General features: G+C 41.7%; 15 protein-coding genes. 6 read left to right on the top strand and 9 right to left on the bottom strand.

Going from position 1 to position 16,831, the window contains the following annotated elements:
• Positions 1 to 107 precede the first annotated feature (107 nt).
• The 5 genes from KXJ59_RS05950 to KXJ59_RS05930 form a co-directional block, all read right to left on the bottom strand.
• Complete coding sequence (locus tag KXJ59_RS05950) at positions 108 to 827, bottom strand: hypothetical protein (protein ID WP_295202114.1); 720 nt, start codon at positions 825 to 827, stop codon at positions 108 to 110.
• Positions 828 to 1,076: 249 nt separating this feature from the next.
• A complete protein-coding gene (locus KXJ59_RS05945) occupies positions 1,077 to 1,259 on the bottom strand; it encodes a hypothetical protein (protein WP_295202112.1) in 183 nt (60 codons plus the stop codon).
• Positions 1,260 to 1,300: 41 nt separating this feature from the next.
• Positions 1,301 to 1,642: a hypothetical protein gene (locus KXJ59_RS05940; RefSeq protein WP_295202111.1), complete on the bottom strand. Its 342-nt coding sequence runs from the start codon at positions 1,640 to 1,642 to the stop codon at positions 1,301 to 1,303.
• Between the two features lie 69 nt (positions 1,643 to 1,711).
• Complete coding sequence (locus KXJ59_RS05935; RefSeq protein ID WP_295202110.1) at positions 1,712 to 3,184, bottom strand: dihydrolipoamide acetyltransferase family protein; 1,473 nt, start codon at positions 3,182 to 3,184, stop codon at positions 1,712 to 1,714.
• A 337-nt stretch (positions 3,185 to 3,521) separates the two neighbouring features.
• Positions 3,522 to 4,778: a competence/damage-inducible protein A gene (locus KXJ59_RS05930; RefSeq protein ID WP_295202108.1), complete on the bottom strand. Its 1,257-nt coding sequence runs from the start codon at positions 4,776 to 4,778 to the stop codon at positions 3,522 to 3,524.
• A gap of 42 nt (positions 4,779 to 4,820) precedes the next feature.
• Here KXJ59_RS05930 and dacB point away from each other — a divergent pair, with 42 nt between their 5' ends.
• On the top strand, positions 4,821 to 6,206 hold the full coding sequence (dacB, locus tag KXJ59_RS05925) for a D-alanyl-D-alanine carboxypeptidase/D-alanyl-D-alanine-endopeptidase (RefSeq protein ID WP_295202106.1): 1,386 nt from the start codon (positions 4,821 to 4,823) through the stop codon (positions 6,204 to 6,206).
• A 113-nt stretch (positions 6,207 to 6,319) separates the two neighbouring features.
• Positions 6,320 to 6,748, top strand: a complete 429-nt coding sequence (locus KXJ59_RS05920) for a DUF6526 family protein (RefSeq protein WP_295202103.1) — start codon at positions 6,320 to 6,322, stop codon at positions 6,746 to 6,748.
• Here the strand turns inward: KXJ59_RS05920 and KXJ59_RS05915 are convergent.
• Complete coding sequence (locus KXJ59_RS05915; protein ID WP_295202101.1) at positions 6,733 to 7,158, bottom strand: thioesterase family protein; 426 nt, start codon at positions 7,156 to 7,158, stop codon at positions 6,733 to 6,735. The two genes, KXJ59_RS05920 and KXJ59_RS05915, sit on opposite strands and share 16 nt — an antisense overlap.
• 161 nt (positions 7,159 to 7,319) lie before the next feature.
• Between KXJ59_RS05915 and KXJ59_RS05910 the strand changes: the two genes are divergently transcribed.
• Genes KXJ59_RS05910 through KXJ59_RS05895 form a run of 4 tightly spaced genes read left to right on the top strand, consistent with a single transcriptional unit; the run spans position 7,320 to position 13,555 of the window.
• Positions 7,320 to 10,361, top strand: a complete 3,042-nt coding sequence (locus KXJ59_RS05910; RefSeq protein WP_295202099.1) for a tetratricopeptide repeat protein — start codon at positions 7,320 to 7,322, stop codon at positions 10,359 to 10,361.
• Positions 10,362 to 10,371: 10 nt separating this feature from the next.
• The gene (locus KXJ59_RS05905) at positions 10,372 to 12,111 is read left to right on the top strand and encodes a hypothetical protein (RefSeq protein WP_295202098.1); all 1,740 of its coding nucleotides are present in this window, start codon (positions 10,372 to 10,374) and stop codon (positions 12,109 to 12,111) included.
• Between the two features lie 9 nt (positions 12,112 to 12,120).
• Positions 12,121 to 12,639, top strand: a complete 519-nt coding sequence (locus KXJ59_RS05900) for a hypothetical protein (RefSeq protein WP_295202096.1) — start codon at positions 12,121 to 12,123, stop codon at positions 12,637 to 12,639.
• A gap of 13 nt (positions 12,640 to 12,652) precedes the next feature.
• Entirely contained in the window at positions 12,653 to 13,555 is a 903-nt protein-coding gene (locus KXJ59_RS05895) for a class I SAM-dependent methyltransferase (RefSeq protein ID WP_295202095.1), read from the top strand.
• On the opposite strand, the gene KXJ59_RS05890 is transcribed toward KXJ59_RS05895, so the two are convergent.
• From KXJ59_RS05890 to ychF, 3 genes are all read right to left on the bottom strand, one after another.
• Entirely contained in the window at positions 13,542 to 14,345 is an 804-nt protein-coding gene (locus tag KXJ59_RS05890; RefSeq protein WP_295202094.1) for a glutaminyl-peptide cyclotransferase, read from the bottom strand. The genes KXJ59_RS05895 and KXJ59_RS05890 overlap by 14 nt on opposite strands.
• A 107-nt stretch (positions 14,346 to 14,452) precedes the next feature.
• Entirely contained in the window at positions 14,453 to 15,586 is a 1,134-nt protein-coding gene (locus KXJ59_RS05885; protein WP_295202092.1) for an FAD-dependent oxidoreductase, read from the bottom strand.
• 129 nt (positions 15,587 to 15,715) lie between these two features.
• Positions 15,716 to 16,819: a redox-regulated ATPase YchF gene (gene ychF, locus KXJ59_RS05880; RefSeq protein WP_295202091.1), complete on the bottom strand. Its 1,104-nt coding sequence runs from the start codon at positions 16,817 to 16,819 to the stop codon at positions 15,716 to 15,718.
• Between the last annotated feature and the right edge of the window lie 12 nt (positions 16,820 to 16,831).

The raw sequence follows: 16,831 nt of genomic DNA, 5'->3' as shown, positions 1-16,831 counted from the left end.
ATACGACATACGACATCCGACATCCGACATCCGACATCCGACATCCCACATCCCACATCTGCCATCCTACATCTGCCATCCTACATCTGCCATCCTCCATCTTCCTCCTAAGTCATCATCGTTGTAATATATCTCACCAGGCTTCTTTTGGCGATGGGGAGAAGGGTTTCTTCGAGTGGTATGCTGAGTTCGGTTTCAACGGAATACACAGCGGGGTTGGGTAAGTCTGATCGGTTACGGATTAGTTCGGCTTTGATGTTCTGGTATGAGTTTACGATATTTCTCTGCCATACGTCTACAAACTCTGTTTTAATACTTCTGTATTTCTCATCATGTTTTTCGAAAATACTCAAACGGTACTGGTACACCCAGGTATTTCTGCAGGCACCTTCGCAAAGTAAAAAATAGCCTTCGTTATGATCGAGCGGTATAATGCCGATTGGTTCGATGGTAAGTTTGTTTTCAACAAATTCATAAATCTCTGTACCGCTGGTAATGGTTCGTTTCATATTGGAAGATGCATAGTGAATGATATCTTCCAGTTCCTGCATCAACTCATCGTCTTCTACCATTGATTCATACAGCAGCTGTAATTTTTCGATTTGAATGCCAGTGAGTTTTTTCGGGAACTGCTCCTGTAAGTATTGCTTGTTCTCTTTAAAAGCAATGAGGTTATTGTAGTGAAAAATAACATCGGCCAGTTGCGGATATAATTTGTTCTGGCAGAAATAATGACTGATCTCCTTTAAATAAGCCAGCAGGGTATATTTCTTCAATTCAAAATCAATATAACCATCTGCAAACCATGTTTGTGATAAGGTCTTCATACTGATCCGTTTTTGTTATCATAATTTACGAATACCTGAAATTGTATGGTGCATTTGTTTATTAACAGGGTGTGAAAATCGGGGGAGAAGTCAGGGAGTCAGCAAGTCCGAAAGACCGAAAGTGCGGTAAAATAAATAACAAAAGGGCTCACGATACAAAACCTACTACTTTCGGTCTTTCGGACTTGCCGACTTTCAACAAAAAAAAGCCCGCCATTGCTGGCGGGCCATATTACCTATGCTATACAATTAGCATTTTTTGCTGCAGGCAGGAGGAGTGCAGGCTTTTTTGCAATCCTTTTTGTCTTTACAGTCTTTCTTATCACAGATTGTTTTGTTGGCTTTTTTTGTTTCAGCTTTCTTATTATCAGAAGCCATAACCATGCCACTGATCAGCATAAAAGCGATCATGGCCATCATTGTTTTTTTCATTTGATGGTAATTAATGTGTTTAAAAATTGTGTGGTACGATATCAAACGAAGAACAACTCAGGAGGCTGCCAGCAGTCGGTGGAATAACCTGATACAGGTTTTGCGGTATAATGGGGGTTAAGTTTTGTATTGGAAGTTGACCAGAAATTTTTATACAACGATTCTTCTGCCGGTAAATACTGACATACAAAACAACAGGAGGAAGCATTACATCTTGTGGTGGTATCGCAGTTTTTATTTTCTGCCTGCTGATCAGGTGCTGTTTTGTCACATACTTTTTGGCAGCTATTGCCTGTTTCAGAACTGGTTGTATGCTGTGCATTCATTATAATCAATGGCTGCACGGTAAATAATGCAGTCAGGAACATGAATATGAATGCCATTGTTTTCATTGCTACTAAGGTAAACAACGGGAGGCAACAGCAAAACCGTTCATCAAAAACAACAAATGCTTACAGGTATTGGAACCACTGACGGTTTGGATCCCATTTCTCAAATTCCTTGGCTATTTCTGTGAGGAAGCTGGCACCAATGCTGCCATCCACAATCCGGTGGTCGTAGCTAAGTGAGAGATACATCATATGCCTGATGCCAATAGTATCACCATCATTGGTTTCTATCACCATCGGGCGTTTTTTAATGGCACCCACAGCGAGAATGGCTACCTGTGGTTGAGAGATAATGGGTGTGCCCATTAGACTGCCGAATGTACCCACATTGGTTAAAGTAAAAGTACCACCAGTGGTATCATCTGGTTTCAGCCGATTATTACGTGCTGCATCTGCAAGCCCGTTAACAGCTTTACTCAAACCAACAATATTCAGTTGATTGGCACCTTTAATAACAGGAACAATCAGATTGCCAGATGGAAGGGCCGTGGCCATACCAATATTGATATCTTTTCTGATGATTACTTTATCGCCTTCTACAGAACAGTTAATTAATGGATAACGTTCGATTACGCGTGCAATACACTCCACAAACATGGGTGTGAAAGTGAGTTTGGTTCCTTCTCTTTTTTCAAATTCATGTTTCACCCGCTCACGCCATTGAACCATATGAGTAACATCGGCCTCTGCAAAGCTCGTTACATGCGGACTAATATGCTTACTGTCGACCATATGTTTGGCGATCAGTTTACGCATTCTGTCCATCTCCATAATTTCTGTCTGACCACTGATTACGACAGAAGCAGGGTCACTTAATTTACCGTTTGATACCGCTGCGGGAACTGGAGGAGCCGTTTCAGTTATTTTTACGGTAGTTTCAAATCTTGGTGCTGCCTGAACCGGTGCAGCGGCAGTTGCTGGAGCCGTTGCAGGAACTTTCCCTGATTTTTTATCGGTTACATAATTCAGGATATCTTTCTTACTTACTCTGCCATCGATGCCTGTACCGGGTATTCTTTCCAGTTCACTCAAACTGATCCCTTCGCTATTGGCAATATTCAATACCAGTGGTGAATAGAAACGATTGGTAGCAGGTTTATCCAATAAAGTAACATTATCTGCAGCCGGTACAAAAGGTACTTCCGGAGCTTCGTTTTCAATCACTTCAACTGGTGGTGGGGGAACTGGCAGGGGTTCAGCCATTTCCTGTTTGGATTCAATTACAGGAATAACAACTTCTTCTGTTTGAACAGGAGTTGGTATTGGTGCTACAATATCGGCAACTGCGCTATTGGTGTCAGTATTAATCCTGGCGATCACAGTACCAATTGGTACCACATCGTTAACATTGAATAATATTTCTGTTATAATACCTTCAGCCGTAGAAGGCACTTCACTGTCAACTTTATCTGTGGCAATATCTAATACCGTCTCATCCATTTTCACATGGTCGCCTACTTTTTTGTTCCATTTAAGGATAGTAGCTTCCATGATACTCTCGCCCAGCTTGGGCATCACCAGTTCAGCAATTGCCATACAATTCGTAGTGTTTAAAATAATGATCAATAACCCTTTTAACCCACGTATATCCCTTCCTGAAACTTACGCCCGTTTGTTTTCGGGGGCAATATTAGTGAGAAAGTAGACAAATTGAGGGGGAAACCGGAAAAAACTACCCTATGTTTATGCACAGTATTTCCAGATGTAAAATTGTGCTGTAATTAACGCATTGGAATACCATTTTTTCTACGTATAAGTTTGTTTTTTTCTTTCCCACTGTTACATAGGATTACCATTCTTATACCACTTACATGCTATTACACAAACAGGTAATAAACCTATGCAAGTGTTTAACGGAGCGGAATAACAAAAGCTATAATTTCCCCAAAATCAGTTGTCGGAGCAGGTTTAATGCATTGGTTGCGGTTAATTCAATATTCCTCGATCGGTCGAACCGGAAATGAAAAAGTTGTGTCACCGTTTTATCTGCAGAAGCCACTGCCACCCAAACAGCACCAACAGGTTTGCCGGGGGTTCCTCCATCAGGCCCCATAATACCACTTACCGCAATGGCATAATTGGTTTGCATCAACTGCCTGACTGAAGCTGCCATTTGTTTCACTGTATCTTCACTCACTGCGCCAACCGTGTTTAAAGTGGTTGATGAAACGCCTAACACTTTTTCCTTGATATGGTTATCATAACTCACTACACTGCCCATATAATAAGCAGAGGCGCCACTGTGTTTGGTAATGATATGGGCAATATATCCACCCGTACAACTTTCTGCCGTAGCCAGGGTTTGATTTCTTTCTTTCAATAGTTTACCCACTACCAGTTCCATGGGTAAATCTTCATCAATGACTAAATAATCTTTTGTTCTTTCCAGCAATTGATTAAAATAACTGGTCAGTTCAGTTTCGAGTACTGTGGCATCTTCACCTGAAGCGGTTAACCGAAGCCTTACCATACCATAATTGGGCAGATAAGCCAGTTTAATATGTGAGGGTAGCGAAGATTCAATATCTGTAATCATTTCTGCAAGGAAGGATTCTCCGATTCCTGCGGTAAGCAGGGTTTTATGCCGGATAACACCTCTGGTAAAACGGGTTTCAACCATGGGTAATACATGGTGCTGCATCAGCCATTTCATTTCATGTGGTACACCGGGCATTGAAACAAAAATTACCCCGTTTTTTTCAAACAACATACCCGGTGCTGTTCCCTTCTCATTTTTTAAAACAGTACATACATCAGGTACTTCGGCCTGTTTACGGTTTCTTTCAATCATCGGTCGCTTGAATACTTTTTCAAACAGCAGCGTAACATGTGCCAGTGTATCCTCATGCACTACCATCTTGCCGCCAAAATACTCACATAACAATGGCTTGGTAATATCATCTGCCGTGGGACCTAATCCGCCGGTAATGAGAATGAGGGAGGCTTTCCTGCTTTCTTCATCCAGGGCCTGCCATATATCATCCCACAGGTCACCAACGGCCACCCGGTTTTTTACCTGTACACCCAGTTTATTGAGTTCCTGTGCAATCCAGGCACTATTGGTATCTATTACCTGTCCAATCAGTAACTCATCGCCAATGGTAATAATTGAAGCAAAAACTTTTTCCATACTTTACAGGCGCTTAATTTTAATGCAAGGTAAAACGCATTTATGAGAAGACTTGTTTACAGTTGTATCAGTTTAGTTTTATTTCTCACAGCGGCTGGTGCCCAAACAGTGCAGGAAAAACTGCAAAAAGCCGTTCAGCTATTACTCAACGATCCACAAATGCGTTACGCCACACTTGGTTTTTCGGTGGTGAACAGTGAAACGGGTGTCATTATTTTCGAACACAATGGTAATACGGGTCTGGCGCCGGCCAGTTGCCAGAAAACAGTGACCAGCGCCACCGCTTTTGAACTGCTGGGGAAAGATCATCGATTTACAACCTTGCTCGGATACGACGGAACGATTGCCAATGGCAAACTAAACGGAAACCTGCATATTACCGGATCTGGCGATCCTACACTCGGAAGCTGGCGATACAGTACTACCGGTGATACCCTGATTTTAAGACAATGGAAGGAAATCATACAGAAAGCTGGTATTAAAACCATGACAGGAAATATCATCATGCATAGCGAGCAGTGGGAGAGTTCTTCTGTTCCCGGTGGATGGCCATGGGATGATATAGGCAATTATTATGGAGCCGGTGCTTATGGTATTAACTGGAGAGAAAACCAGTACGACCTTGTGTTGAAATCAGGTCCCAATACCGGAGATCCTGTGTTAATCAGTAAAACCATTCCCAAATTGTATAACCTGCTTTTTACGAATGAACTGAAAGCAGGAAAGAAAGGAAGTGGAGACAATGCCTATATTTTTTCTGCACCTTATAACGAAAGGGTCTATATCCGCGGAACGATACCGCCAGCACAGAAAAGTTTCACCATTTCGGGTTCCATGACCGATCCGCAGCAACAACTGGCTTATAGTTTATCGGCCCAGTTGGCGGTAAACGGTAAACAGCCCGGTGTAAGGATAAAAAATAAAGAAGGAAAGATTACCCCTTTTCATACACAGTTATCACCAACCCTCGACAGCATCAATTACTGGTTTATGAAAAAAAGTGTAAACCTGTATGGAGAGAGTCTCGTAAAAGCCATCGCACATTATAAAAATGGATTGGGTGCTACTGAAGACGGACTGGAGATTATGAAAACATTCTGGAAAGAAAAAGGAATTGATCCTGCGTCACTTAGAATGATTGATGGAAGTGGATTATCCCCACAAAACAGGCTTACCACCAATGCATTGATTAAAGTATTGCAATATGCACGTGAACGTTCCTGGTACAGTTATTACCTGGATGCATTTCCGGAGTATAATAAAATGAAATTAAAGAGTGGAACCATCGGAGGATCAAAGGGTTTTGCGGGATATCATACATCAAAAGAAGGTATTGGCTATACCATTGCCATGCTGGTGAATAATTATGATGGATCGGCCAACGAAATCGTAAAGAAAATGTTTCTTGTACTCGATGAACTAAAATAATCATGTTAACCCCGGATTGAAATCCGGGGCAAGGGGAATTGAATTTTAAGTAATACAAAACGCCTCTAACCAAACCCAGCTCCAGATTTTAATCTGGGGCGAAATGAAAAATTATGAAAGAACAAAACTTTAATAACCACACACGCTATGTGCCTGTATGGCATTTTATTGTAGCGCCAGCCATTCTCTGCCTGCTGATCGGCGCATTTATCAACCTTGCAGATGCCTCGGATGATAACCTGTATTCTGCCTCACTCATTTGTCTCATTAGTATTGTACTGGGGTTTATTTACTGGTATGTTAGGGCCTTTGCACTCAAAGCGCAGGACAGGGCCATTAGGGCAGAAGAGCAGTTCCGTCATTTTATACTCACCGGAAAACCCTTACCGCAAGCGTTAAGACTCAGGCAGATCATCGCCCTGCGCTTTGCATCTGATGAAGAATTACCTGCATTAGCTGAAAAAGCAGCGAAGGAAAATATGGGTAACAAAGAAATCAAAGCAGCCATTCAAAACTGGCGACCCGATTACAGCAGACTCTGATCCGTAAAATAGTGAGATAGTTTTTCAAGAAAAGCATCAGGCAAAACAGTTCTTTTGCCTGTATGGCTGTTAATAAAAAACAGGGTTACTTTTCCTGTGGTCAGCAGTTTATTATTTTCATTATATACTTCATGATAGTAACTGATACTATGACCTGTAGGTAATTCTTTCAAAATGGTTTTAATGGTAATCAGGTCATCATAATGCGCAGGGCGTAAAAATTTTGCTTCCATTTCTACCACAGGCATACGGATACCCATTTCTTCCATGTTTTTATAAGTGAAACCCAGTTCACGGATCGACTCAGCCCTACCCACTTCAAAGTATTGAGCATAGTTGCCATAATACACAATATCCATCTGGTCTGTTTCAGCATATCTTATTCTCACCCTTGTGCTGTGTTCGTACATAGTTATCCTGATTTGTTGACAAACTTACGTTGTTGATCTGTTTTTCCACAAATAGCTGTTAAGCCTTTGCTTACAAAACGCTAATACTACCTTTAAAACAGGTTTTTCGCTTTTCATTAAGAAAGAAACAGAAATCTTTGTCATTAAGCAGTCCGTAATCTATGAACAGATTCCTATCCATAAGTCTGATTGTCGCAGGTCTGGCGATTCAATCAAACTCAAATGCTCAGATCACACAACTATTACAGGACCCTGATGCCGAATTTAAACAGGCAAAAGAATTATTTCAGAACGACCAGTATGGGCTTGCCTATCCGGTCTTCAAGAAGATTTACAGTAATGGTTCGCCAGGCAGTAACCTCTCACTTGCGGTTCAGTTAGAATCGAAATACTATTATATTCTTTGTGGGCTAAAAATCAATGACTCTACCGCTGCGCCGATGGCTGTTGATTTTACCGAGAAAGAATACGATGTACCACATGTGCAGATGATGCGTTTTCACCTTGGTGAATATTATTACCGCAGAAAAATGCTGCCCGAAGCAGTGGCCAGTTATGAAAAAACCAATATCGCCAACCTCAGTAACCGTGAGATTGCCGATATGAAATTTCACCAGGCATATGGCTATTTTACCATGACGCAGTTCGAGAAAGCCAAACCTCTCTTCAATGCGATCCGTCAGATACCTGAAGACCCTAATTATATTGATGCCAATTATTACTATGGTTTTATTGCTTTCAATGAAAAAAAATACGGGGAAGCCATTACCAGTTTCCAGGTGGCAGAAAAATCACCCGATTACCAAAACGTGGTTCCGTTTTACCTGGCAGAGATCTATTATTTCAATGGAGAAAGAGATAAGGCCCTCGAGTATGGCGAAGCAGCTTTGAATAAAGGCGGACAATATTACGATCTCCAGTTGCGTCAGCTGGTAGGTCATATCTGGTTCGAAAAAAGACAATATGCCAAAGCACTGCCCTACCTCGAAAAGTATGTTGCAGGTAACCAGAAAGTAAGACGTGAAGATCTGTATGAGTTGTCGTACTGTTATTATGAAGCAAAAAACTGGTCCAAATCGATCGATGGATTTAAACAACTGGGCGGTGGAGAAGATTCGCTGGCGCAGAATAGTATGTATTTACTCGCTGATGCCTACCTGAAGACCAACGACAAAGTAAATGCCCGGAATGCCTTCCAGTTTTGTGCGGCAAATAACAGCAATGCCATACAGAAAGAAGTATCATCTTTTAACTATGCCAAACTCTCTTATGAGTTGGGTTATATGGATGCTGCCCTAAAAGGATTTCAAGCTTTCACGGCTGCTTATCCGGCCTCAACCATGTTGCAGGAGGCAAGGGAATTATTGGTGAGTACGCTGGCGAATACCAGTAATTATAAAGACGGACTGGCACTCTATGAAAGTTTGCCGGTGAGGAGTGAGAATGCCATGAAGATTTATCCGCGTTTATTGTATGGTCGGTCGGTGGAATTAATCAACGATCAGCAGATAACACAGGCCGATCCATTACTTACACGCCTGCTGGAAATACCTTATAACAATGCATTGATATCGCTGGCCCGATTCTGGAAAGGAGAGATAGCTTACCGCAATGGTAATAATGAATCGGCCATTGCTTACTTTACTGAGTACCTGAAAAATACAATGGCCAATGGAGAAGTGAATACGATCAATGCAAGGTATAATCTGGGTTATGCTTTATTAAAGATGGAAAACTATCCGGCTGCGAAAGAGCAGTTTGAAACCATTGCCAAAAATGTGAGTTCGGCTTCATCAACCATTGAAAAAGATGCCTACCTGCGTTCGGCCGATTGTTATTTCATGAATAAAGATTATAAACAGGCATTAAGAATTTACGATCAGGTAATGGCACTGCAAATGGATGGTGCAGATTATGCACTTTTCCAGAAAGCCATTATTGCAGGTGCTATGAACCAGAATGCAGAGAAACTACGTTTATTACAAAGTATTGATACGAAATATCCCGCATCACCATTTACATCGGATGCGGCACTTGAAATAGCCAATACGCACATTGCAGATGAAAACTATGAAGCGGCACTGGTACCACTAAACAAACTGATTAAGAGCAATAAAGCCGTATCACTGAAACCCGAAGCGTACCTGAAAACAGGGATCGCTTATTTTAACCTCGATAAAAATGAGGAATCGCTTACACAGTTTAAAACACTGGTATCAAGCTATCCCAATGCCCCAGAAACCGATGATGCAATAGAATATATCCGTAATTTATTTGTTGAACGTCAGCAACCCGGAGAGTTTGCATCATTTATGCGGGCGAATGGACGTCCGGTTACTTATAATGAAGAGGACTCACTTACATTTAAATCTGCCATGTTGCGGTATGATGTAAAAGACTGGATCGGCTCGAAAAATGGATTCAAAGAGTATCTCTCCAAATTCCCCGATGGGCGTTACCAGATAGAAGCCAATTATTTTACGGCAGAAATTTTTGTAACAGAAAAAGCGCTGAAAGAAGCATTACCATTCTATGTAGCTGTAGCAGGGAAGGGAGTAAGTACGTTTGCGGAAAGAAGTGTATTGCAGGCGGCGAGGATCAATTATTTTGAAGTAAAAGATTATGAGCAGGCAGAAAAATATTTCATGCAGTTGAAACCCATCGCCACACAACAGGAAAATAAGCTGGAAGCCATGCGTGGATTGCTGCGTTGCCAGTTCAGGGCACAGAAATGGGCAGAAGCAGCTCCCAATGCACAGGAACTACTCAAAGAATCGGGTATAGCTACTGATGACCGAATGATGGCCAGTCTGGTGGTAGCCAAGAATCACCAACTCAATAAAGAACCCGATCAGGCTATTGCCGCTTATAGACAGGTAATGGCAACCGGTAAATCTGAATACGGAGCTGAATCGCAATACCGGATTGCAGAAATCCTTTTTCAGCAGGATAAACTGGCTGAGGCTGAAAAAATGGCTTTTGATGTCATCAAGAAGTCGGGCTCCTATGAGTATTGGGTAACCAAGAGTTATTTATTACTCGGTGATATCTATTTCAAACAAAAAGACCTGTTCAATGCAGAAGCTACTTTCAAAAGTATTGTAGACAATGGAACCGTAGAAGAGTTGAAAAAAGAAGCAGAGCAAAAACTGGTACTGGTACTGGCCGAAAAGAATAAAGTAAATAAGGTTGAACAAGAATAAATCAGCATACATGATTCGTCAAACATATAAAGGCTTTTTATTGGCATTGATGTTATTGTCTGTTGTATCATCCGATGCACAACGCAGACGTAATAACCGGAAAGCAACAACTGTTAAAAAAACAGTAACTGCAAAAGACAATGCCGAATCGCAGACCAACCGTGAGGCTTTGGGCGATACATCTGCACCCAAAGTGGTAACGGTAACATCGGCCTTCAAACCATCTTTGAAGAATGCGGCAAAAATTAATTTTACAGCAGCATCTCCTTTTATTGATTCATCGAGAACACCTGTAACCTACAGCGTACCATCGCAAAACCTGTTCTTCTCGTATCAACCCGTACCTATTCGTCCGCTGGCGTTACCAGTTGATACAGGCTTCCATTGGCAGAATGACCATTCTGTGAAAGCAGGACTGGGTAATTTCAACAGCTTTCTTTTATCAGGCGCATTTTCTTTCGGTGATGGAGTAAAAAGCAATACCATCATAACAGCAGATTATCTTACCAACAAAGGCAATCTCTTTGCACAGCAATATGCCAACCTGGGATTAAGTGTATTGTCTGTATTTAATACCAATAACAATAACGAGTGGACCACCAAAGCCTGGTATAAAAACACCACACGCTATTTCTATGGGTATGATACATCGGTATACAGCTATAAAAAGGAGTCCTTATTAAGACGATTTAACCATGCCGGAATAGAAGTAGGACTTAGGAATAAAAAAGCCAATGCTTTTAATATCACTTATGCACCTAAACTGAGCCTTCATTATTTCAGCGACAATAATTCCAACAAAGAATACAATGCCGTGCTGAATGCTCCACTGAAGAAAAAGTTTGGAGAACATTTTGCCATTGACCTCGGTATTACTGCCGATATCGCTAAAACAGATTTTGAAGTATTGGGAATAGGAACGAGGTACAAACAAACCAATAACCTGTTTTATGTGAGTCCTTCTGTGGAATATGTGAGTAATGGATTCAGGTTGTCGGCAGGAATCAGGCCTTCCTGGGACAATGGCAAATACGCCACACTTCCTAATATTACTGCTGAAGTAAAAGTACCTGAAACGCCATTGGTAGCAGAAGCCGGATGGCATGGATACTTTAATAAAAACAGTTATCGTAGTATCGCCGACTTTAATCCCTGGGTATATACACCCATGCTCATGCTGCTCAACACCAAAGTGATGGAACAGTATGCAGGTATCAAAGGGTCTGCAGGTAATCATTTAACCTACAGGGCCAGACTATCGTTTCAGCAACTGAATAACCAGCCGGTATTTCCCAATATGGTGGGTGATGGAAAAACATTCAGCACCCTGTATGAATCAACCATGAATGTGGTGCAGATACATGGTGAACTGGGTTATACTTTACAGGAAAAACTCTCTTTACTTACGGGGGTAACTTTCCGTCGCTTCTCCAATATGCCATCATATGAGCCATGGGGTTTGTTACCCTTTGAACTAACGGGGTCACTGAAATGGAAAATATTAAAAGACCTGCAGTTAAAGGCTGATTTATTCTTTTGGGATGGAAGCAAATACCGCGACAGTACCATGCAAACCTTAAAGCTCAAGCCTGCGGTAGACCTGAACCTTGGCGCAGAGTTTTCAGTAATGCCCAAACTCAACCTATTTGTGCAACTGAATAATGTACTCAACAATAAATACCAGCGCTGGAACCAATATGAGGTATTAGGATTGAATGTTTTGGGCGGAGTCGTATATTCGTTCCGGTAAACCGGAACCATGATACAGCAATTATTGTATAAATACCTTGTTTTAAACGGACGGTTGGGTCTGCCTGATATTGGTAGTTTTACCATTCATCGCCGGCCGGCTTCTGTTGATGCTTCCGGCGCCGTTTTATTATCACCTTCACAGCAGGTACAGTTTGAATCCATACACGTTCAGGCCGATAAAAATCTCTTTGTTTTCCTCGCTCAGGAAATAGAAGCCGATGAAGTAACCGCTATCGGCAAATTCAATGAATGGGTGAAATCAACCAAAGAAAAACTGGCGGAGGAATCTGTTGCCGAACTGCCATATATGGGCGCCCTGCGTTTAACGGTTGATGGGGCATATAGGTTTGAAGCATTTCCACCAGGTATCGGTCAGTTGTCTGTTGATTTACCGGAAGGAATGATATGGAAGACCAGTACTGCAGAAAATGATACTACCGTTGAAGCAAAAGACGCAGGCTGGTGGATCTATGCAATCATACTTTTATTATTAGGCCTGGCCGCCATCGCTTATCGTTATCTCTAAAGTTTTGAGTGGAATGAGTGCATCGCTTGTTAATTATAAAAATTGCCCCTTTTGCAATAATGCAGCCATACATCCCGTCTTGGCTGCCAAAGATCATACAGTAAGTCATGAGTCATTTGAAATATGGCATTGCGATGATTGCAGTAACCGATTTACGCAGGCTGTTCCAGACCTGATGCATATTGGACCCTACTATCAATCCACTGAATATATTTCTCATTCCGATACAGCCAAAGGGTTCATTAATCGGTTGTATCACTGGGTACGTTCTTATACATTGGGTACCAAACGCCGGCTGATTCAACGGGTAACCGGTATAGAGCGGGGGGCATTACTCGATATTGGTGCGGGTACCGGTGCTTTTGTAACTACTATGTTACAGGCAGGCTGGAAAGTGACCGGACTCGAACCTGATAGCATTGCGCGTGAAAATGCAAAAAACAAACATGGAATTGAATTGCGGTCGGCAGATGATATTTATTCATTACCACCAACTTCTTTTGATGTCATCACGCTCTGGCATGTACTGGAACATGTGCATGACCTGCATGGTTATTTCAGACAGTTCAAAGCCCTGTTAAAACCTGGTGGTAAATTGGTGATTGCAGTACCCAATTATACCAGTAAGGATGCAGCCGCTTATGGTAGGCACTGGGCAGCATGGGATGTGCCAAGACATTTGTATCATTTTTCACCCGCCGGAATGCAGCAGTTGGCGCACCTCGAAGGATTCAGTATTCAATCGATGCACCCGATGTGGTTTGATGCTTTTTATGTGTCGATGCTGAGTGAGCAATATAAAAACGGGAAACCCAATCTTGCAGGGGCTTTACTCAAAGGATTATCCTCAAACCTCGCTGCTATCGGCGACAAACGCAGATGTAGTTCCCTGATTTATGTGCTTAGTTTAGTTTGATTTCGTATAAAGCAGGCCATTTTTTTCCGGTAACATAAAAACTGTTGGTAGCAGCATTGTATGCAATGCCATTGAGTACATCAGTCATCTCTGTAATCGGCTGATTGGTTTTTTGGAGTACTCCTGTTAAATCAATGCGGCCTTCTACAATGCCAGTTTCAGGGTTGATCTTCGCAATCCAGTCTCTGTTATAAACATTGGCGTAAATACTTCCATTTATAAATTCAAGTTCATTGATAGAGTCGAGATAGCCATTATTATCGTAAACGCCCAATGTTTTCTCAATAGCAAAGGTCTCAGGGTTTACAAAGTAGATATTGCTGCTGCCGGTACTCACAATCAATTGTTTTCCATTGTGCGAAATGCCCCAGCCTTCCATGCTCCAGTCGAATTCTTTAATTTTTTTGAAAGTCTTCAGATCGTATACAAATACCTTATTTTCTTGCCAGGTAAGCTGGTAAATTTTATCATTGAAAATGGTAATACCTTCTCCAAAATATTGGGGAGCAAGGTTTATTTTCTGATTGAATTTTCCGGTTGTTAATTCAACTTTCATCAATCTGCTGGGGCCATATAAGCCAGTACCTTCATACAGCGTATTGTTATACCATATCAATCCCTGGGTATAAAAACTGGTATCGTGCGGATAGATTTTTACAATGGAATAGTTAAGGTTGGCAGGAGTGGGGATGGCAGCGGTATTGCTGTTATCTGCATCAGTTTGTTCATTCTTATTACCACCACAGCTACTCAATATTACTACTGCAATCAGTAAGGGAAATAGTTTCATGCGTTTAAAATTCAGGCTAAAAATAGGAAATCGGGAATTAATCTAAATGTTAATGATATTCTATCCCGGCTCCGGACTTAAGTCCGGAGCCGGGATAGAGATTTGGATCAGGAAAGTATATCTGATGCAATAGTTTCAGCAATAACAGGTGTAAGCGCCACCCCCATTCCATTGCAGGCAACAGCGAGATAAGCCCCATCTTTTACATAACCTGTAAATGGTCGTTTATTCTCTGTAAAACCCATAATGCCGCTCCATGAATGTTCAATGCTGTATTGTATGGAAGAAGAGAGGTGCTTTTGTAAAAAGGCAATAAGCGTGTTTCTAATGATATCAGACCCATTTAAATCGGTTGTGTTTTCACCTTCAAAATCTGCATTTCTTCCACCACCCAGTAAAATGCGGTTACCCAGGTGACGCCAATAATAATAACCTTCATCAAAATGAAAAGTACCCTTCATCGGCAGATCGGGAATAGGAGAAGTTACTATGATCTGTCCGCGAGCAGGCTCAACAGTAGATGAATCAAGTAAGGAATTACTAAACGCATTCGTACAGAAAATGAGTTTGGTTCCTTTGATGGACTGATCATTTGCTGATAGTACTTCAAACCCATTACTGTCTTTCTGCCATTCTTTTACCGGGAATCCGGATAAAATAGTAACCCCCTTTGCCATCAACTGCTGTGTAAGTGTCTGTACCAGTTTACCGCTGTGTAATGCGGCTTCTGTACTGTTTTCAATCATCGTATCAAAATGCTGTAAACCTGAAGTGGGCAGTTTATTGCCTGCGTATTTGAAAATGGAACGATGACCGGTAATATCTTTTAATAACTTATTGAGTTGACTGATCCTGTCATCCAGTGCAGGCCAGAACCTTGAATCCTTGTTAATACATTCATATCCCCCGCAATGTTCAAATCCAATCACCTCATCAGAAAAATGTTGTTTTATTTTTTCGATGCCTTTGTAACGCATTTCAACCACTTCTAGCATATCATCGATGCCCATGGTTTCCATATCGCTCATGAGCTCTGTAGGACTGCCAAAACAGGCAAAACCTGCATTGCGGGTAGAAGCGCCGAGTGGAGTGCTGTTTTTTTCGAGGATTACTATACGGAGTGAAGGGTTTCTCTGGAGTAGTTCCCAGGCGGTCCATAAACCCATTAAGCCGGCACCAACAATAATGATATCCTTTGGTGCATAAAAAGATTCCTGTTCCCAGATTGACAAGCTAGCCATGCCCGAAAATACAAAGTCTCTGCGTATTAACTCTGTTCACTCTCGTTCTCTGCGGTGAATAGTCGTGTAAATTCACCGCAGAGAACGAGAGAACGCAAAGTTTACGCAGAGGCTTTATTATTGCTGAGATTAAACGTTAAAACGGAAATGCATCACATCTCCATCCTTCACGATATATTCTTTTCCTTCAATTCTTAGTTTACCATTATCCCTGCAGGCCGCTTCACTGCCGTATTTCACGAAGTCGTCATATGCAATTACTTCTGCTTTGATAAAACCTTTTTCAAAATCGGTATGAATAACACTGGCAGCCTGTGGTGCTTTCCAGCCTTTGTGAATGGTCCAGGCTCTTACTTCCTGTACACCGGCGGTAAAATAGGTGTCGAGGTTGAGGAGTGTATAAGCAGTACGAATTAACCTGTTTAATGCAGGCTCTGTCATTTTATATTCTTCCATGAACATCTGTTTATCTTCTTCCACCTCCATTTCTGCAATCTGTGCTTCAATATTGTTACACATTACAATCATTTCGGCACCTTCTGCATCGGCTACGGCTTTCAGTTGTGCTGAAAACTTATTACCTGTATGCATGCTTGCTTCGTCAACATTGGCTACATAGAGAACAGGTTTGTCTGTTAAAAGAAACAGATCAGCTACGGCCACTTTTTCTTCTTTGCTCAAGCCAAGTGAATAAATGCTCTTACCCGCTTCAAGATGAGCTTTGCAGCGTGATAATATTTCATATTCAGCTTTTGCTTTTACATCAGAACCCACACGCGCCATTTTTTCAACACGCTGCATTTTCTTATCTACACTTTCCAGGTCCTTCAACTGCAGTTCGGTATCAATAATTTCTTTATCACTAACAGGGTTAATGGCACCTTCATCGCGTAATACATTCTCATCTTCAAAACAACGTACCACATGAATAATGGCATCCACTTCCCTGATATTACCCAGGAACTTGTTGCCGAGACCTTCCCCTTTGCTGGCGCCCTTCACCAGACCGGCAATATCCACTATCTCCATCTGTGTGGGAACAATCCTGTCGGGAACCACCAGTTCGGCCAGTTTAGCCAGTCGCTCATCGGGTACATCTACCAGACCCACATTGGGTTCAATGGTACAAAACCGATAATTACTGGCCTGTGCTTTGGCACTGTTACTAACCGCATTAAAAAGCGTTGATTTTCCAACATTGGGTAAACCCACAATACCTGCTTGTAAAGCCATAATCCTTTTTTT

The sequence above is a fragment of the Sediminibacterium sp. genome, from assembly GCF_019264485.1.
GTDB lineage: Bacteria > Bacteroidota > Bacteroidia > Chitinophagales > Chitinophagaceae > Sediminibacterium.
The sequence above is the reverse complement of the archived record's forward strand: the minus strand, read 5'-3'. Positions and strand labels throughout refer to the sequence as shown.

Coding starts and splice junctions, on each gene's coding strand:
- KXJ59_RS05950 (WP_295202114.1), bottom strand. CDS start 827: ATGAAGACCTTATCACAAACATGGTTTGCAGATGGTTATATTGATTTT.
- KXJ59_RS05945 (WP_295202112.1), bottom strand. CDS start 1,259: ATGAAAAAAACAATGATGGCCATGATCGCTTTTATGCTGATCAGTGGC.
- KXJ59_RS05940 (WP_295202111.1), bottom strand. CDS start 1,642: ATGGCATTCATATTCATGTTCCTGACTGCATTATTTACCGTGCAGCCA.
- KXJ59_RS05935 (WP_295202110.1), bottom strand. CDS start 3,184: ATGGCAATTGCTGAACTGGTGATGCCCAAGCTGGGCGAGAGTATCATG.
- KXJ59_RS05930 (WP_295202108.1), bottom strand. CDS start 4,778: ATGGAAAAAGTTTTTGCTTCAATTATTACCATTGGCGATGAGTTACTG.
- dacB (WP_295202106.1), top strand. CDS start 4,821: ATGAGAAGACTTGTTTACAGTTGTATCAGTTTAGTTTTATTTCTCACA.
- KXJ59_RS05920 (WP_295202103.1), top strand. CDS start 6,320: ATGAAAGAACAAAACTTTAATAACCACACACGCTATGTGCCTGTATGG.
- KXJ59_RS05915 (WP_295202101.1), bottom strand. CDS start 7,158: ATGTACGAACACAGCACAAGGGTGAGAATAAGATATGCTGAAACAGAC.
- KXJ59_RS05910 (WP_295202099.1), top strand. CDS start 7,320: ATGAACAGATTCCTATCCATAAGTCTGATTGTCGCAGGTCTGGCGATT.
- KXJ59_RS05905 (WP_295202098.1), top strand. CDS start 10,372: ATGATTCGTCAAACATATAAAGGCTTTTTATTGGCATTGATGTTATTG.
- KXJ59_RS05900 (WP_295202096.1), top strand. CDS start 12,121: ATGATACAGCAATTATTGTATAAATACCTTGTTTTAAACGGACGGTTG.
- KXJ59_RS05895 (WP_295202095.1), top strand. CDS start 12,653: ATGAGTGCATCGCTTGTTAATTATAAAAATTGCCCCTTTTGCAATAAT.
- KXJ59_RS05890 (WP_295202094.1), bottom strand. CDS start 14,345: ATGAAACTATTTCCCTTACTGATTGCAGTAGTAATATTGAGTAGCTGT.
- KXJ59_RS05885 (WP_295202092.1), bottom strand. CDS start 15,586: ATGGCTAGCTTGTCAATCTGGGAACAGGAATCTTTTTATGCACCAAAG.
- ychF (WP_295202091.1), bottom strand. CDS start 16,819: ATGGCTTTACAAGCAGGTATTGTGGGTTTACCCAATGTTGGAAAATCA.